The sequence below is a fragment of the Actinomadura sp. J1-007 genome, assembly GCF_009793335.1.
In the GTDB taxonomy this organism is placed as follows: Bacteria; Actinomycetota; Actinomycetes; order Streptosporangiales; family Streptosporangiaceae; genus Spirillospora; species Spirillospora yumaensis.
Genome location: NZ_WING01000002.1, coordinates 1,580,086 through 1,595,010 on the forward strand (window position 1 = coordinate 1,580,086; position 14,925 = coordinate 1,595,010).

General features: G+C 75.2%; 19 protein-coding genes and 4 pseudogenes. 10 read left to right on the forward strand and 13 right to left on the reverse strand.

The genetic code is table 11. The features are described 5' to 3' along the window. Nucleotides 1–60: 60 nt before the first annotated feature. From GEV43_RS41215 to cydC, 10 genes and pseudogenes are all read left to right on the forward strand, one after another. On the forward strand, nucleotides 61–411 hold the full coding sequence (locus tag GEV43_RS41215) for a DUF1801 domain-containing protein (protein ID WP_160825983.1): 351 nt from the start codon (nucleotides 61–63) through the stop codon (nucleotides 409–411). A gap of 111 nt (nucleotides 412–522) precedes the next feature. Further along, nucleotides 523–1,368 (forward strand): WYL domain-containing protein, encoded by an 846-nt coding sequence (locus GEV43_RS41220; protein ID WP_309240224.1) that lies wholly within the window; start codon nucleotides 523–525, stop codon nucleotides 1,366–1,368. Nucleotides 1,369–1,798: 430 nt separating this feature from the next. Continuing rightward, nucleotides 1,799–2,358, forward strand: a pseudogene (locus GEV43_RS55610) (cytochrome ubiquinol oxidase subunit I); the annotation flags it as partial. Between the two features lie 201 nt (nucleotides 2,359–2,559). Next, on the forward strand, nucleotides 2,560–2,949 hold the full coding sequence (locus GEV43_RS55615; protein ID WP_241684449.1) for a cytochrome ubiquinol oxidase subunit I: 390 nt from the start codon (nucleotides 2,560–2,562) through the stop codon (nucleotides 2,947–2,949). 137 nt (nucleotides 2,950–3,086) lie between these two features. Then, nucleotides 3,087–3,590: a cytochrome d ubiquinol oxidase subunit II gene (locus tag GEV43_RS41230; RefSeq protein ID WP_206681617.1), complete on the forward strand. Its 504-nt coding sequence runs from the start codon at nucleotides 3,087–3,089 to the stop codon at nucleotides 3,588–3,590. 99 nt (nucleotides 3,591–3,689) lie between these two features. After that, entirely contained in the window at nucleotides 3,690–3,842 is a 153-nt protein-coding gene (locus tag GEV43_RS48715) for a hypothetical protein (protein ID WP_206681618.1), read from the forward strand. Continuing rightward, nucleotides 3,839–4,072, forward strand: a complete 234-nt coding sequence (locus GEV43_RS48720) for a hypothetical protein (protein WP_206681619.1) — start codon at nucleotides 3,839–3,841, stop codon at nucleotides 4,070–4,072. The genes GEV43_RS48715 and GEV43_RS48720 overlap by 4 nt, the downstream gene beginning before the upstream one ends. Nucleotides 4,073–4,189: 117 nt before the next feature. After that, nucleotides 4,190–4,879 carry an ABC transporter transmembrane domain-containing protein gene (locus tag GEV43_RS48725; protein WP_206681620.1) on the forward strand — a complete coding sequence of 230 codons (690 nt, stop codon included), beginning with the start codon at nucleotides 4,190–4,192 and terminating at the stop codon, nucleotides 4,877–4,879. Then, complete coding sequence (locus GEV43_RS48730; protein WP_206681621.1) at nucleotides 4,852–5,589, forward strand: ATP-binding cassette domain-containing protein; 738 nt, start codon at nucleotides 4,852–4,854, stop codon at nucleotides 5,587–5,589. The genes GEV43_RS48725 and GEV43_RS48730 overlap by 28 nt, the downstream gene beginning before the upstream one ends. Nucleotides 5,590–5,594: 5 nt before the next feature. Then, a pseudogene (gene cydC, locus GEV43_RS52555) lies at nucleotides 5,595–7,325 on the forward strand (thiol reductant ABC exporter subunit CydC); the annotation flags it as partial. 308 nt (nucleotides 7,326–7,633) lie between these two features. Here cydC and GEV43_RS41250 read toward each other — a convergent pair. The 13 genes and pseudogenes from GEV43_RS41250 to GEV43_RS41310 form a co-directional block, all read right to left on the reverse strand. Next, nucleotides 7,634–7,819 (reverse strand): annotated as a pseudogene (locus GEV43_RS41250) (gas vesicle protein K); the annotation flags it as partial. Nucleotides 7,820–8,058: 239 nt separating this feature from the next. Next, nucleotides 8,059–8,178, reverse strand: a complete 120-nt coding sequence (gvpJ, locus tag GEV43_RS52560; protein ID WP_309240225.1) for a gas vesicle protein GvpJ — start codon at nucleotides 8,176–8,178, stop codon at nucleotides 8,059–8,061. A gap of 85 nt (nucleotides 8,179–8,263) precedes the next feature. After that, nucleotides 8,264–9,148 (reverse strand): GvpL/GvpF family gas vesicle protein, encoded by an 885-nt coding sequence (locus GEV43_RS41260; protein WP_160825984.1) that lies wholly within the window; start codon nucleotides 9,146–9,148, stop codon nucleotides 8,264–8,266. A gap of 20 nt (nucleotides 9,149–9,168) precedes the next feature. After that, entirely contained in the window at nucleotides 9,169–9,738 is a 570-nt protein-coding gene (locus tag GEV43_RS48735) for a gas vesicle protein (RefSeq protein ID WP_206681622.1), read from the reverse strand. 4 nt (nucleotides 9,739–9,742) lie between these two features. Next, entirely contained in the window at nucleotides 9,743–10,000 is a 258-nt protein-coding gene (locus GEV43_RS41270) for a gas vesicle protein (protein WP_160825985.1), read from the reverse strand. Nucleotides 10,001–10,388: 388 nt separating this feature from the next. Beyond that, nucleotides 10,389–10,589, reverse strand: a pseudogene (locus GEV43_RS56740) (gas vesicle protein GvpG); the annotation flags it as partial. A gap of 7 nt (nucleotides 10,590–10,596) precedes the next feature. Further along, the gene (locus GEV43_RS41280; RefSeq protein WP_160825986.1) at nucleotides 10,597–11,382 is read right to left on the reverse strand and encodes a GvpL/GvpF family gas vesicle protein; all 786 of its coding nucleotides are present in this window, start codon (nucleotides 11,380–11,382) and stop codon (nucleotides 10,597–10,599) included. Further along, nucleotides 11,379–11,819 (reverse strand): gas vesicle protein GvpJ, encoded by a 441-nt coding sequence (gene gvpJ, locus GEV43_RS41285; protein WP_160825987.1) that lies wholly within the window; start codon nucleotides 11,817–11,819, stop codon nucleotides 11,379–11,381. The genes GEV43_RS41280 and gvpJ (GEV43_RS41285) overlap by 4 nt, the downstream gene beginning before the upstream one ends. A 477-nt stretch (nucleotides 11,820–12,296) precedes the next feature. After that, nucleotides 12,297–12,797: a hypothetical protein gene (locus tag GEV43_RS41290; RefSeq protein WP_160825988.1), complete on the reverse strand. Its 501-nt coding sequence runs from the start codon at nucleotides 12,795–12,797 to the stop codon at nucleotides 12,297–12,299. 100 nt (nucleotides 12,798–12,897) lie between these two features. Beyond that, entirely contained in the window at nucleotides 12,898–13,632 is a 735-nt protein-coding gene (locus GEV43_RS41295; protein ID WP_241684240.1) for a class I SAM-dependent methyltransferase, read from the reverse strand. Between the two features lie 148 nt (nucleotides 13,633–13,780). Beyond that, the gene (locus GEV43_RS41300; RefSeq protein WP_241684241.1) at nucleotides 13,781–14,398 is read right to left on the reverse strand and encodes a LysE family translocator; all 618 of its coding nucleotides are present in this window, start codon (nucleotides 14,396–14,398) and stop codon (nucleotides 13,781–13,783) included. A 172-nt stretch (nucleotides 14,399–14,570) separates the two neighbouring features. Continuing rightward, on the reverse strand, nucleotides 14,571–14,741 hold the full coding sequence (locus GEV43_RS41305; RefSeq protein ID WP_160825989.1) for a hypothetical protein: 171 nt from the start codon (nucleotides 14,739–14,741) through the stop codon (nucleotides 14,571–14,573). Beyond that, nucleotides 14,723–14,925 (reverse strand): hypothetical protein (locus GEV43_RS41310; protein ID WP_375539134.1); only part of this gene is annotated, 203 nt, incomplete at its 5' end. The genes GEV43_RS41305 and GEV43_RS41310, both read right to left, overlap by 19 nt.

The following is a 14,925-nucleotide window of genomic DNA, read 5'->3' on the forward strand; positions in this document are numbered from 1 at the left end:
CGGGGCGCGTCGAAGGCGAATCCCGCCGCCGACCGGTACGCGACCCCCTGGGAGGGCCCGATGAGCAGCGACGCCGTGGACGAGTACGTGAACGCGAAGGTCTCCCCCGCCCACCGGCCCATCGTCGCCGACCTGCGCGCGCTGATGGCCGAGTGCGCTCCGGACGCCCGGGAGGTCATCGCCTACGGTTCGCCCGCCTGGAAGGGCGCGAAGACGCTGGCGGTCATCAGCGTGAGCAAGACCCATCTGACGTTCGCGTTCGCGCGCGGCGCCGAGTTCGCCGACGCCCATGGTGCGCTGGAGGGTGTGGGCAAGGCGACGCGGCACGTCAAGCTGAGGAGGCCGGAGGATCTGGATCGCGAGGCGTTCCGTGACTACATCGCGCAGGCGGTGGCCTTGGATTCGCTGTGATGGGCAGGTAGCGCTCCCCCGCCGCCGCTGCCGGGCCCCCGCTCCCCCGCCGTGATGGCCGCCGGGTGTTGAGGACGGATCGTGTCCTCAAGGGGTGGGAGTCTGGTGGGTGTGAGTGAGGAGTCGGCGCGCAAGGACCTGCCGGGGCGGTTGCTGCGGTTGCTGTCGTTGTTGCAGAGCAGGCGTGAGTGGTCGGGGGCGGAGCTGGCGGAGCGGCTCGGGGTGACGGGCCGTACGGTGCGGCGCGATGTCGAGCGGTTGCGTGCGCTGGACTATCCGGTGGAGGGCACGACGGGGACGGCGGGCGGTTACCGGTTGATGTCGGGTCGGAACGTGCCGCCGCTGCTGCTGGACGACGACGAGGCGGTCGCGGTGGCGGTGGGGTTGATGACGGGGGCGGGCGGCAGCGTGGCGGGCATCGAGGAGAGTTCGATGCGGGCGCTGGCGAAGCTGGAGCGGGTGCTTCCGGCGCGGTTGCGTCCGAGGCTGGCGGCGTTGGGCGGGGTGACGGTGGCGGTGCCGCGGCGGGACGCGCCGCGGGTGGATCCGGGTGTGCTGGCGGCGCTGGCGTCGTGCTGCCGTGACCGGGTGGTGGTGTCGTTCGGTTACCGGAGCCGGGTGGAGGAGGTGAGTGTGCGGCGGGTGGAGCCGCACAGTCTGGTGACGATGGCGGGGCGGTGGTATCTGGTGGCGTACGACCCGGGGCGGGAGGGGTGGCGGACGTTCCGGGTGGATCGGATCGAGGGGCCGAGTGGGACGCATCGGCGTTTTGAGGCGCGGGAGTTGCCGGCGGAGGATGCGGCGGGTTTTCTGACGCGTTCGTTCGCGCGGGCGTCGTATCGGTATTCGGCGCGGGTGCGGGTGGCGTTGTCGGCGGAGCGGGTGCGGGCGGGGTGTTCGGGCCGGTTCTGGGTGAGGTGGAGGATGTCGGGGCGGAGGGGTGTGTGGTGCGGTTGAGTGCGGATTCGGTGGAGTTGGTGGTGCAGTCGGTGTTGGCGGTGGCGGCGTTGGGGGCGGATTTCTCGGTGGAGGCGTCGGAGGAGGTCGCGGGGCGGGTGCGTGAGGTGGCGGGGCGGTTGGCGCGGGAGTGCGGGCCTGGTTAGTGCGGGGCGGGGTCGGCGTCGGTGAGGAGGCGGGGGGCGTTCGTCTACACCTCGGGATGTAGGCGGGGGCGCGGCGGTACGCGAAAGGCGCAGTGCGGGTGCACGCTCGCGCCCGATTCGTGGGGGCGGGCGGTGGGCCCAGGATGCGTGCGGTACCGGTGGACGATCCGTCTGGAGGGGCGCATGGACGCGCTGATGCTGGCCCGGGTGCAGTTCGCGTTGACGGCGGGCTCGCATTTCCTGTTCGTGGCGTTGACGTTGGGCTGGCGACGCTGGTGGCGTTGATGCAGACGCGGGCGACGGTGTCGGGCAGTGCCGTGCACGCGCGGATGACGCGGTTCTGGGGGCAGTTGTATGTGATCAATTATGCGGTGGGGATCGTCACGGGCTGGTGATGGAGTTCCAGTTCGGTCTGAACTGGAGTGGGATGTCGCGGATGGTCGGCGGGGTGTTCGGTGCTCCGTTGGCGATGGAGACGATCGTGGCGTTCTTCATCGAGTCGACGTTTCTGGGGTTGTGGATTTTCGGGTGGGATCGGCTGAACCGGTGGGTGCATCTGGGGCTGATCTGGGTGGTGACGTTGACGGCGTATCTGTCGGCGTATTTCGTGCTGGTGGCGAACGGGTGGCTTCAGCGTCCGGTGGGTTACGAGATGGTGGACGGGGTGGCGCGGCTGACGGACGCGGGGGCGCTGCTGACGAATCCGACGGCGATTCTGGCGTTCTTGCACGTGCTGTTCGGTGGGTTGCTGACGGCGGCGTTCTTCATGGCGGGTGTGAGCGGTTACCACCTGCTGCGCCGTACGGCGGAGGTGGAGTTCTTCCGGCGGTCGATGCGGATCGGGTTGCTGACGTTGGTGCTGTCGGTGTTCCCGGTGGTGGCGTTCGGGGGTGCGCAGTTCGAGTACGCGCAGCCGACGAAGACGGGCGGGGACGATCTGGCGGCGGCGGTGGCGGATTTCACGGCGCGGTTCGGGCCGGACGACTACGAGGCGCCGAAGCTGGCGGAGGCGGGCCAGGTGGTGATGGTGTCGGTGTGGTCGGTGATGCTGTTGCTGGGGCTGGTGGCGCTGGTGAAGTTCCCGTTCGGTCGGTGGCTGGAGCGGGGGCGGGTGTTCCACGTGGTGATGATGGTGGCGGTGCCGCTGCCGTACGTGGCGATGATCGCGGGGTGGGTGTTCCGTGAGGTGGGGCGGCAGCCGTGGATGGTGTACGGGGTGCTGAAGACGCGGGATGCGATCTCGGATGTGGGGTCGGGGACGGTGGTGGCGTCGTTCGTGGCGTTCACGGGTCTGTTCGCGGTGCTGATCGGGGTGAACGCGTGGCTGCTGGCGCGGTTCGCGCGGCGGGGGCCCGAGGGTGCGGGGCTGGGTGCGGCTCCGCCGGCGCCGCCGGCTCCGGAGGCGTCGGCGCCGTCGTTGACGCCGACGTTCTGATGGGCGGGTCGCGGGGTGCGGGCTCGGGTGCGGGTCCGTGTGTGGGGTCGGGTTTCGCGGGTTCCGGTGGTGGCCGGGGCCGCGGGGCGGGTGTCGAGCTTTCCGTACGTGCGTAGGTCGGAACAGGAGCCGGATCGATGGAATCTCTCGCTGTGCTGTTGATGGCCGTGTTCACGGTCGGGTACCTGGTGCTGGCCGGGGCGGACATCGGTGTGGGGATGGTGCTGCCGTGGCTGGGGCGTGATCAGCGGGAGCGGCGGTTGGTGATCGCGTCGTTCGCGCCGTTCTTCCTGGGGAACGAGGTGTGGCTGGTGTCGGCGGTCGGTCTGGCGGCCGGGGCGTTCCCGGGGTTGGAGCACCGGCTGCTGGAGGGGCTGTATCCGGTGTTCGCGGCGCTGGTGTTCGGCTGGGTGGTGCGGGACATGGGGCTGTGGCTGCGGGGCCGGGTGGACGGGGTCCGGTGGCGTTCGGTGTGCGATGGGGCGATCGTGGCGGGGAGTTGGACGCTGGGGCTGGCGTGGGCGTCGGTGCTGGGTTCGGTGCTGTTCGGTGGTGAGGGGCTGAACGCGGGCAGTGTGCTGGGGCTGCCGTTGGCGCTGCTGTTCGTTCTGCATGGGGCGGCGTTCGCGGGCTGCGGTTGACGGGTGGGTTGGCGGAGCGGGCGCGGCGGGTGCCGGGGCAGTATCCGGCGACGGCGGCGGTGCTGATGGTGGTTCCGGTGGTGGCGGGTTGCGGCTGCCGTGGTCGCAGCTCGCGGCGCCGGGGTCGGGCTGTCGTTGACGGTGGTGACGGCGGCGGTGCTGCTGCCGTTGCTGGTGGGGGCGCAGTCGCTGGTGTGGTGGACGTTCCGGGGCGGGTCGAGTCGCCTTCGTACCTGTAGGGGCGTGGTGTGAAGACTGTGGAGCGGCGGTTGCTGCGTTTCCTGCCGCGCCGGGTGCTGGCGGTGCTGCTGGCGCTGGTGGTGGGGCAGGGGGTCCTGCTGGTGGTGCAGGCGGGTCTGCTGGCGCGTGCGGTGGCGGATCTGGACGCGGGGCCGTTGCCGTGGCTGGCGGGGGCGGTGGCGGGCGTGCGGTGCTGGCGTGGGTGGGGACGTCGGTGGCGGGGCGCGCGTCGGCGTCGGTGAAGCGGGGTCTGCGTGAGGCGCTGCTGGCCGTCCCGGCGGCCGGTCCGGCCGCGGCGGCCGCAGACGCGGACGCAGACGCGGACGCGGTGGGCCCGGCGGGCGGCTTCGGGCGCGGGGGTGCGGGGCGCGGGTGCGCGGGTCACGTTGCTGACGCGGGGGCTGGACGCGCTGGACCCGTTCTTCACCGGGTACGTGCCGCAGTTGCTGGCGGCGTGCGTGGTGCCGGTGCTGGTGCTGGCGCGGCTGGCGGTGGCGGACTGGGCGTCGGCGCTGGTGGTCGCGTTGACGGTGCCGCTGGTGCCGGTGTTCGGGGCGCTGGTGGGGATGCGGACGGCCGCGCTGACGGGCCGGCAGTGGGGGCTGCTGCACCGGCTGGGCGGGCATTTCCGGGACGTGCTGGCGGGTCTGTCGACGCTGCGGGCGTTCGGGCGTACGGGGCATCAGTCGGTGGTGGTGCGGGAGCTGGCCGATGAGCACCGGCGGGCGACGGTGGGGGCGCTGCGGGTGGCGTTCCTGTCGTCGCTGGTGCTGGAGCTGGTGTGCGCGTTGTCGGTGGCGCTGGTGGCGGTGCCGGTCGGGTTGCGGCTGATGGACGGGGAGATGGCGTTGGCGACGGGTCTGCTGGTGCTGATCCTGACGCCGGAGGTGTATCTGCCGCTGCGGGCGCTGGGCGCGCGGTTCCACGCGAGCGCGGAGGGCGTCGCGGCGGCGCGGGAGGCGTTCGCCGCGCTGGACGCCCGCGCGGCGCGTGCGGGGGGCGTCCGGTGGAGGTGGCGGCGGTGCCGGAGATCGTTCTGGAGGAGGTGACGGTCCGGTACCCGGGGTCGGAGGCCGCGGCGCTGGACCGGGTGTCGCTGCGGGTGGCGGCGGGCGAGCGGGTGGCGGTGACCGGGCCGTCGGGCGCGGGCAAGTCGACGCTGCTGCTCGTCCTGCTCGGGCTGGTGCGGCCGGAGTCGGGGCGGGTGCTGGTCGACGGGACGGACCTGGCGGAGCTGGACGCCGAGGCGTGGCGGGCGCGGCTGGGTTGGGTGCCGCAGCGCCCGCACCTGTTCGCGGCGTCGGTGGCCGACAACATCCGCCTCGGGGCGCCGGACGCCGACGACGAACGGGTCGTCGAGGCGGCGCGGGCGGCGGCGGCCGATGAGTTCGTCCGGGCGCTGCCCGAGGGGTACGCGACGGTGCTGGGTGAACGGGGCGCGGGCCTGTCGGCGGGCCAGCGGCAGCGTGTCGCGATCGCGCGCGCGTACCTGACCGGCGCGCCGGTGATGCTGCTGGACGAGCCGACCGCCCGGCTGGACCTGCACAGCGAACGTGTCCTGGTGGACGCGGCGGCGCGGTTGCTGGCGGACCGTACCGCGGTCATCGTGGCCCACCGCCCGGCGCTGCTGAGCGCGGCGGACCGCGTCGTACGCCTGGAGGACGGCCACCTCACCACCGATCTCGGCCTCGGGGTCGGTGCCGCGGACGGCGCGGGCGGTGCGGATGTGGTGCGGCGGGGACGGGAGGCGGTGGCGTGAACGGCGTGTGGGGCGCGGTCCGTCCGTACTCGGCGCGGCTGGTGGCGGCGGCGCTGGCGGGGGTCGCGGCGGAGCTGTCGGGGCTCGGGCTGATCGCGGCGGCGGCGTGGCTGATCGCGCGGGCGGCGCAGCAGCCGCCGCTGGCGGCGTTGTCGCTGGCGATCGTGGCGGTGCGCGGGTTCGCGCTGGCCAAGGGCGCGCTGCGGTATCTGGAGCGGCTCGCGGGCCACGATGTGGCGTTGCGTGCGCTGGCGGAGCTGCGCGGGCGGGTCTTCGACGCGCTCGCCGCGGCGGGCCCGCTCGAGCCGCCGGCGCCCGGTCCGCTCCCCCACGCCGGTCCGGGGCGGGCGGGCGGCGGGCCGTCCGCGAGAGGCGGCGCGGAACGGCCGGGCGAGGCGACGGAAGCGAGGGGGCGAGGGGGGCGACGGGGGCGACGGGGGCGACGGGGCCGGACGGCGCGGGGAGGTGCTGCGGAGGGGGACGCGCTGACGCGGATGGTGTCCGACGTCGACGCCGTTCAGGACCTGCTGCTGCGGTGCCTGCTGCCCGCGGTGGCGGCGGTGGCGTGCGGTGCGGCGGGGCTGGCGGTGTGCGCGGTCGTGCTGCCCGCGGGGGCGCTGGTCCTGGCGGGCGGGGTGGCGGCGGCGGGGCTGGCGCTGCCGGTGGTCGCGGCGTTCGCGGGCGGGCGCGCGTCGGCGAGGGCGGCGGCCGAGCGGCAGGGGCTGGCCGTGCGGGCGCTGGACGTGCTGGAGGGCGCGGATGACCTGGCGGTGTTCGGCGCGACGGAACGGTTCACCGGTGCGGCGCGGGAGTCGGCGGCGCGGCTGGAACGGGCGGAACGGGCCGCGGCGCGCGTCGCGGCGGGTGTGTCCGGAGCGGGGTACCTGGTACAGGGCGTCGCGGTGGCGGCGGTCGCGTGGACGGGCCTGGGCGCCGGGCTGGACGAGGTCGCGGTCGCGGTACTGGCGTTGACGGCGCTGGTCACCGTGGAGGCGGTGCTGCCGCTGGCGGGCGCGGCGCAGCGGCTGCGCGAGGTGCTGCCCGCGTCGCGCCGGGTGGAGGCGCTGCTGCGCACTCCCCCGCCGCCGCGGACGTCGCGCCCGCGGAAGGCGCCGCCCGGCCCGCTCGGGGTCGAGCTGCTGGGGGTCGGCGTCACCTATCCGGCCGGCACCCCTCTTGGTGGGGAGGCGGTCGTTCGGGGGGCCGCGCTGGACGGGGTGGACCTGGCCGTGGAACGCGGGCGCAGGATCGCGATCGTGGGGGCGAGCGGCGCGGGCAAGAGCACGCTGCTGGCCGTTGTGGCGGGTGCGGTGGCGCCGGAGTCGGGGGCGGTGATGCTCGCCGGGCACGATCTGGCCGAGTACTCCCCCGAGGACGTTCGGGCGGCGGTGCGGGGGCTGACGCAGGACGCCCACGTGTTCGCCGGGTCGGTGCGCGCGAACCTCCTGCTGGCCCGTCCGGACGCCACCGACGCTCAGGTACGGGCGGCGGCGCGGCGGGCGCGGCTGCTGGAGGTCGTCGACGGGCTGCCCGAGGGGTGGGACACGGTCGTGGGCGCGGGCGGGCGCGGCCTGTCGGGCGGGCAGCGGCAGCGGCTGCTGCTGGCGCGGGCGCTGCTGGCCGATCCGCCGGTGCTCGTTCTGGACGAGCCGACCGAGGCGCTCGACCCGGCCACCGCGGACGCGATCACCGGTGACCTGCTGACGGCGCCGGGCGGCGGGACGCTGCTGCTGGTGACGCACCGGCTCGCGGCGCTCGGCCGCGCCGACGAGGTGGTGGTGATGGACCGGGGCCGGATCGTGCAGCGCGGCCCCACGACCGGCTGCTCGCCGGACCGGGCCCGTACCGCGATCTGTGGGAGGCCGAGCGGCTCACCGCCGCGCCGCCCCCCGCCCTCCCGGCCGCCTGACCCCCGTCCGGACGGCCCGTCCCCGGACGGCCCGTCCCGGCCGCCGGTCCCGGTCATTCGGGAGGAGGGGGCCGAGGGGCCGAGATCCAGGTTGAGGTCGCTGTCGTCCAGGTCGAAGTGGTCCTTGAGGCGCGTCATGGCCTCTTCCAGGCGCATCAGCGCGAGTCCGAGCCGTTCGACCTGCTCGGGGTCCAGGCCGCCGCCCTCGACGCGGCGCAGGGCCTGGCGTTCCATGAGCTGGCGGATGAGCTCCACCAGGGTCAGCACCAGCTTGACCAGGTCGCGTTCGACGGTCTCGGGGTCGGACTGCAACCGCTGCATCGTCCGGCTGGACGCCGGGGTCGAGCGCACCGGCGAGGCCCGTACGGGCGCGGCGCCGCCGGCGGCGGGGGTCCGGCCGGCGAGCAGGTCGTCGGTGAGCGGGTCGCCGGTCCCGAGGTCGTGCACCGACACCTCGCCCGACACCGGGTCCCGGTCGCGGCGCGCTGGTTCGCGGCGCGTGTCGGCGGCGGTCCCGGGGCGGCGGTCGTCGGTGGCGGGGCGGTGGTGGGGTGAACGGTTCACAGGTCCTCCTCGTCGCACAGCAGTTCGTCGCGGACGGCGGTGATGAGGGCGCGCAGCGACACGTGCACCAGGTCGACCTCGGCGATCGAGATGACCAGATCGCCGGTCAGGACCACTCCCCGGCCAGCAGCCGGTCCAGCAGGTCGACCAGCGCGACGCGCTCCATCGGCGCCCCGGCGCGGCCGGTGTCGAGGTCGACGGTCATGCCGGACGGCCCGCGGCGGGGGTGGTCTCGTCGGTGTCGATGAACGAGTACGGCGGCCAGGGGCCGGTCAGCTCGATCCCGATGCCGGGCAGCCGCGCGTCGATGCGGCGCGCGGCGTCCGCGAACGCCTCGACCCGCTCGTCGTCCAGCAGGTACGCGACGTTGAGGATCTGGGTGCCGTCGTGGCCGGACAGGCGGGGGTCCTGCGCGGGGTGCTGGCGGGACGCCACGGCGTGGTCGCCGAGTTCGGCGTGGATCTCCTGCGCCTGGGCGGTGACGCGGCGGCCGGCGTCCTCGCGGCGGCGTCGCTGGCTCTGCCTGCGGCGCAGGTACGCGGTCCCGGCGCCCTCCGCCCCGCCGCCCGCGCTCTCGCCGCCCGTGCTTCCGCCCGCCGCGTCGGGGGCGGCGGGCGGGGATGGCGGCGCGGGCTCGGCGGGCTCGGCCGGGTCGTCTCCCTGGAGGGCCTCGGCGTAGGCGTACGCCTTGACGCCCCATTCCGAACGGCCCCGGATGCGGTCCAGCACCAGCGCGAACCGCTCGCGGTCCTCGGCGAGCACCTGCCCGACGCGTTCCTCGTCGCGGTAGATCGTCGCGATCCGCACGGGCGCGGTGGGCGCGGCGCGGGCGGCGCGGTCGACGACCTCGTGGTGGGCGCGGGCGGTGGCCTCCAGCCAGTCGAGGTCCTCCAGGCGCTCGCGCAGGGCCCGTTCGCCGAACTCCTCCAGCCGTACGGTGCTGATCAGCGCGGTCAGCCCGGCGGCGTCGAGGGCGCGGACGGGGGCGCCCGCCACGCCCTCGGCGCCCTCCAGCACGGCGGGGTCCAGCCCGCGCGCGACCCCGTACAGGTACACGGCGGTGTCGACGGCGGTGTCGTCGGTCACGGTCGTTCGCCCTCCCCTGGTCAAGCGCGCCCCCGGTCGGCGGGGCCGTCGGGCGCGTCACGTTCGTCGGACGCCTCGGACGCCTTCGACGTCTTCTTCGTTCTCGCCGCGGTCTTGCGCGCCGCGGCGGGCTCCGCGGGCGCGGCGGGCGGGTCGTCCCCGGGTTCGGCGGCGGCCTCCAGGGCGGCCAGGCGTTCGCGCAGCAGCCGGTTCTCGCGCAGGAGCTCGTCGTGTTCGCCGTGCCCGTCCGGGGCGGTGAGCCCGGCCGGTTCGGCCTCGGCCTGGACGGCCGCCGCGCCGCCTCCGTCGGCGGCGGCCTGGTTCTTGCGGGCGCCCGAGGACAGCGACGGGTCGTGCTCCCACCAGTCGATGCCCATCTCCTTGGCGCGGTCGACCGAGGCGACCAGGAGCCGCAGTTTGATCGTCAGCAGCTCGATGTCCAGGAGGTTCACCCGGATGTCGCCGACGATCACGATGCCCTTGTCCAGGATGCGTTCCAGCAGGTCGGCCAGGTTGGCGCCGCCCTGCGGCTGCTGTCCCGACACGCTGCGGGCCGGGGAACGGCCTCCGGTCCAGGAGATGTCGCTCAACGGTTCAGCTCCTCTCCACTCGTCCGCGCGCGTAGCGGCTCGCGCGCCGGTACGCGACCAGTTCGCCCTCGTCGTCGACCTGGGTCTCGTAGATCGCGAGGATGTCGGCCGAGTCGGGGATTCGGTGGGTCTCGACGATCTCCACGGTCACCTGCCAGCCGTCGCCGGTGCGCTCGATGCCGACGACGCCCTCGGCGTCGCGGCCGGTCATGTCGGTGACGTGCCGTACGGCCTGCTTGGCGGCCTCTGACGCGGACAGCATGGTCAGCCTCCCTGAAGGCGTCTGTCCCGGTCCCCGCGCCGGTCGGCGCCGCCTTCCTGGTCGGCCCCGGCCCCGTCCCGGGCGTCCATGGCGTCCGCGGCGTCCCTGCCGGGCTGTTCGTCGGGTCGTTCCTCGGGTCGTTCATCGGGCTGCGCGCCGGGCTGCGCGGCGGGCTCGGGCTGCGCGGCGGCCGGGGCGTCGGTCTCGGCGCCCGCCCCGGTGCCGGGCGCCGCCCCACCGTTCGCCGGTGCGGCGGGCGCGCCGGGCGCGGGGGCCGCCGCGTCCCCCGCGGGGCGCTGGCGGCCCCGGCCTCGGCGGAGGCCACGGGAGCGTCGGGCGGCGGGGCGGGGGCCTGCTCCTGCGCGAGGGCGCGGCCCTCGTTGAGGCGCCGGATCAGGTCCTCCTCCCGCTCGGCGGCCTCCTCCTCCGACATCTCGCCGGAGGCGACGGCGTCGGCGATGCCCTGCATCTCCGCGGCGATGCGGCCCGGGTCGTACAGCTGAGCCTCGGCCTGCTCCTTGAGGACCTCGGCGAGCCACACCACGCCCCGGACCGGGGCGAGCGGGAGCGTCACCAGGCCGGTGAACATTCCCACCTCAGGCCTCCGGGACGAAGTCGTACGGCGCCAGCGGCCCGATCAGCCGGATCCGGATGCGCTCACCGTGGATCTTGCCGAGCTTGTCGACCGACTGCTCGAACTCGGTGACGCGGTCGCGTTCGACGAGGAACGAGGCGTCCAGGACGTCCTCCTCGCGCATGGGGCTGCGCCGCACGATCGCCTCGGCGGCCGGGGCCAGCGCCTCCAGGAGCACCTGCCCGTCGTCCTCGCGGCGCTGCTCGAGCGCCTGGGCGATCAGCTCGCCGAGCCGGACGCGGTCGTAGTACGCGGCGTCGGCGGCCTCGGGGGGAATGTCGCGCAGCCGCTGGTTGAGCTCGGCGATCTGCGGCTCGTCGTTCATCACCTCGCGCAGCACGACCTCCTGCACGTAGGTGCCCTTGAGGCGCAGCTCGACGCGGCCGTCGAGCTGGTCCAGGACCTGGCCGAGGCGGTCGGAGTTGGAGGCCAGTAGCTCGTCGCGGACGGCGTCGCGGCTGCTGAGCGCCGCGCCGAACCGGAACGGCAGCACCACCACCCCGCTCTCGACCAGGGCGTCCAGGACGCGCTGGTGGGCGACGAGGTCGGCGCGCTCGCCGAGGGCGCGGCCCTGCGGCAGGTCGCTGGTCAGCGCCGCGCAGCGTTCGTGGGCGATCAGGCCGACCGGCCCGTCCTCGAGCCCGGTGAGGTTCTCGGGCAGGGACGCGTCGGCGCGGGTGACGCCGTAGACGTACTGCGCGCCGCCGGCGGCGGGGGCCTGGGACTGGGGGGTCTGCGGATTCGTCACTGGTCGTCGTCCTCCTTCTTACGGGAGGCGCGGCGCCGCGACGGCTGCTTGTCCTCGTCCTCGCCGCCTTCCTCGGACGAGCCGAAGGTCTCCTTCAGCCGTTCCTGGGCTCCTTCCAGAGCGCCGCGCGTCTTCTTCTTCGCACCCGACTCCTGCATGCCGCCCACGAACTGCGGCAGCCCCTGCGAGGTGCCGTCGTGGGCGATGTCGAGCCGGTTGCAGGCCTCGGCGAAGCGCAGATAGGTGTCGACGCTGGCGACGACGATCCGCACGTCCACCGTGAGGATTTCGATGCCGACCAGGGACACCCGCGCGTACAGGTCGATGACCAGGCCCTTTTCGAGGATCAGGTCGACGACGTCGGCGAGGCCGCTACCGGACCCGCCGCGCTGGTAGCTGCTGGTGCCCGAGGTCTGCTGGGCGATCGGCCCAGTCATGTCACCACTCCTTGGTATGGGGGTCGGTGTGGTTGTGGCGTACAGCCCCCCACCTACCCGCACCGATCCACGTAAACGGGGCGTCCCTTTTCGGTCATCCACCCACCACCTGCCACGACTCCGACTCCACCCCCTTCTCGGACGCCGCCCGGACGCCGTTCAGACGGTGTTCAGCCCCGCCGCGAGGCCCGGCGGAAGCCCCGCGAGCCCCGCTCCGAACGGGCCTCCAGCGACCCGCCGCAGCCGCGCCGAGCAACCCGCCCGCAGCCGCGCCGAGCGACGCGCCGAACGACCGCCGACGACACGTCCGCGCGGATCTCCGGAACACGTGTGAGAAAGAACAGGGCCCTGCCGGGACGTGAGTCCATGGCAGGGCCCTGAGCGGGGGATCGAGACCGGGGAACGAGGCCCGGGATCGAGGCCGGGGAACGGGGTGACCGGAACGGGCGGGACGCCGCGGCGTCCGCGGGTGGGCCGTCAGCGGTTCTTCAGGACGCGGCGGCCGATGAGGAGTCCGGCTCCCGCCACCACCACGACCGGGGCCGCGCGCAGGAAGCGCCGCATGTTCATCAGCCGCACCACCCGCACCGCGCGGCCCGGCATCGCCGCGACCTGCCCGGCGGTCCGTTCCGCGCCGTGCCGCGCGCCCTCGGCGGCACGGCTCGCGCCCTGCCCGACGCGCTCGGCCGCGGCGCCGCCGGCCTTGCCCGCGGCCTTCGCCGCCGAGCCCGCCGATCCGGCCGCGCCCTTGGCCGCGTTCGACGCCCGCGCCGCCGAGCCGCCGGCCGCGTCGTTCGCCGAACCCTTCGCCGCCCCGGCCGCCTTGTCCGCGGACCCGGCCGCCTTGCGTGCGCCGCGTCCGGCACCGGCCGCGCCTCCGCGCGCGCCGCTCGCCGCGCGTCCCGCGCTCCGCCGCGCCCGACCGGCGCCCTTGCTCGTCTGCTCAGAACCCTTGCCCGAGTCCGAGGAAGTATCCATTGCCGCTCTCCTTCCGCCCCGCCCAGTACCCGGCGCCGCGACGCCAAACATCATCGGGGGAAACGGACGGCGCGAGGGGACGACGGAACGGAGCGCGCCGTCAACGGTCCGTGACGCGCCGTACCTTCACCGTGTTGTCGGTGCGCGTCACGGTGGTCCCGTCGGGAGCGGTCTGCGTGCGGTCGTGCTCCTCGCAGCGCAGCACCTCCCACTCCCCCTCCGGCAGTTCCAGCGCCTCCAGGACCTCCCGCGGCGACGGCAGCACGGCGCCGTGGCCGTCCTGCTCCCACGGCGGGGGCCCCGAGTGCCCGACCACCAGCAGCACCCCGCCGGGCGCGACGGCCGCGGCGGCGTCGCGCAGGATCCGCTCGCGGGGCATGTCGCCCCACGAGTGCAGGAAATGCGCCGACACCAGGTCGTACCGTCCGTCCGGGAACGACTCGGCGAGGTCGTGGCGCCGCCACTCGATCCGTTCCGCGACGCCCGCGTCCTCGGCGTGCCGCGCCGCACGGTCCAGGGCGACGCCCGAGACGTCCACCGCGGTCACCCGCCAGCCGCGCCCGGCCAGCCAGATCGCGTCGCCGCCCTCGCCGCTGCCCAGGTCCAGCGCCGTGCCAGGCCTCAGGTCACCGGCCTCGCGGACGAGCGTGGCGTTGGGCTCCCCGCTCCAGACCCGCTCGCTCTCGCTGTAGCGGGCGTCCCACATCTCCTCGGCCGAGCCGTTCTCCTGCCGCCTCCCGCCCGAACCCCCATGCCCGTGTGCGTGTGCGTCCTGGTTGTCGACGCTCATCGTCGCCTCCTGCTCGCAGTCGTCCGCGGCCTCGCCGCCGCCCATGGAGATACTGCGCGCACCCGGCACCGAACGACAAACCCGCTTGCCGATCCAGCAAAACCCGTCCGGTCAGCGGCCCGTCCGGTCAAGGGTCCGTCCGGTCAGCGGCCCGGCGCGGGCTCGGCCGCCAGCCACCCCGCGAGCCCCAGCATCACCGAACCCGCCGCCACGTCCACCCACCGCCGTACGCGCCGTCCCAGGGCCAGCGCGCCCAGCCGTCCGCCCGCCGCCGCGTAGCAGCACGCGCACCCGAACTCCACCGCGATGTACGCCGCGCCCAGCGCCAGCAACGCGCCCGCGACACCGCCGCCTGCCGCGGCGCCGCCCGCCGCGCCGTCCCCGGGGCCGCCACGAACTGCGGCAGGAACACCGTGAACAGGATCAGCGCCTTCGGGTTGGCCGCCGCCACCACGAACTCCTGCCGCGCCAGCCGCCACGCCGACGCCCCGTCTGCCGCCGCGCCGCCGTCCTCGGGCCCGCGCCCGGCCGTGCGGATCGTCCGCAGCCCGAGCCACCCCAGGTACGCCACCCCGCACCACTTCAGCACCGCGAACACCACCGCCGACGCCGCCAGCAGCGCCCCCAGCCCGGCCGCGACCGCCACCACCATCAGCGCGAACGCCGCGAACCGTCCCGCCGACGCGCCGATCGCCGCCCCCGGCCCGTACCGGAAGCCGTTGCGCAGCGCCAGAAGCTGGTTGGCGCCCGGCGCCGCGGCGACCAGCACCGCGGCGGGAACGAACGCCGCCCAATGCACCATCCCGATCATCACCCGCCCCTACCCCGGGCCGCGCCCCCTCACCCGGCACCCCGACCCGCGCGGCGTCCCCCGGACGCGGCGTCCCCCGGGCGAGGCGGACGCGGCGGGCGGAGCGGGCGGAGCGGGCGGAGCGGGCGGAGCGGGCGGAGCGGGCGGAGCGGCGGAGCGGGCGGAGCGGCGGTCAGGCTCCGGGGACCGTCAGCACATAGTCGACCGACACCCGGAGGGTCTCGTTCGTCCCTCGGATCGCGACCCGGTGCGTACCCGGCGACAGCGGCGGCGCCGACGCCCACAGCCCGCAGCCGTACCCGCCGAACGCGCCGCCCTCCCGCGTCACCGGATTGCGCGGCACACCCGACGCCCGCACCGGAACGCCGCGCCACCGCAGCACCGGCCGCGCGGCCCGTCCACCGTCATCCGGCCCGTCGCGCCCGACAGGAACCGCACGCAGGCGGCCTCCGAGTCGCCCACCTGGTTGACCAGCGGCGCGACCAGCGTCCGTCCCGCCGGGACCGTGCAGCGCCGCACGGCCTCCC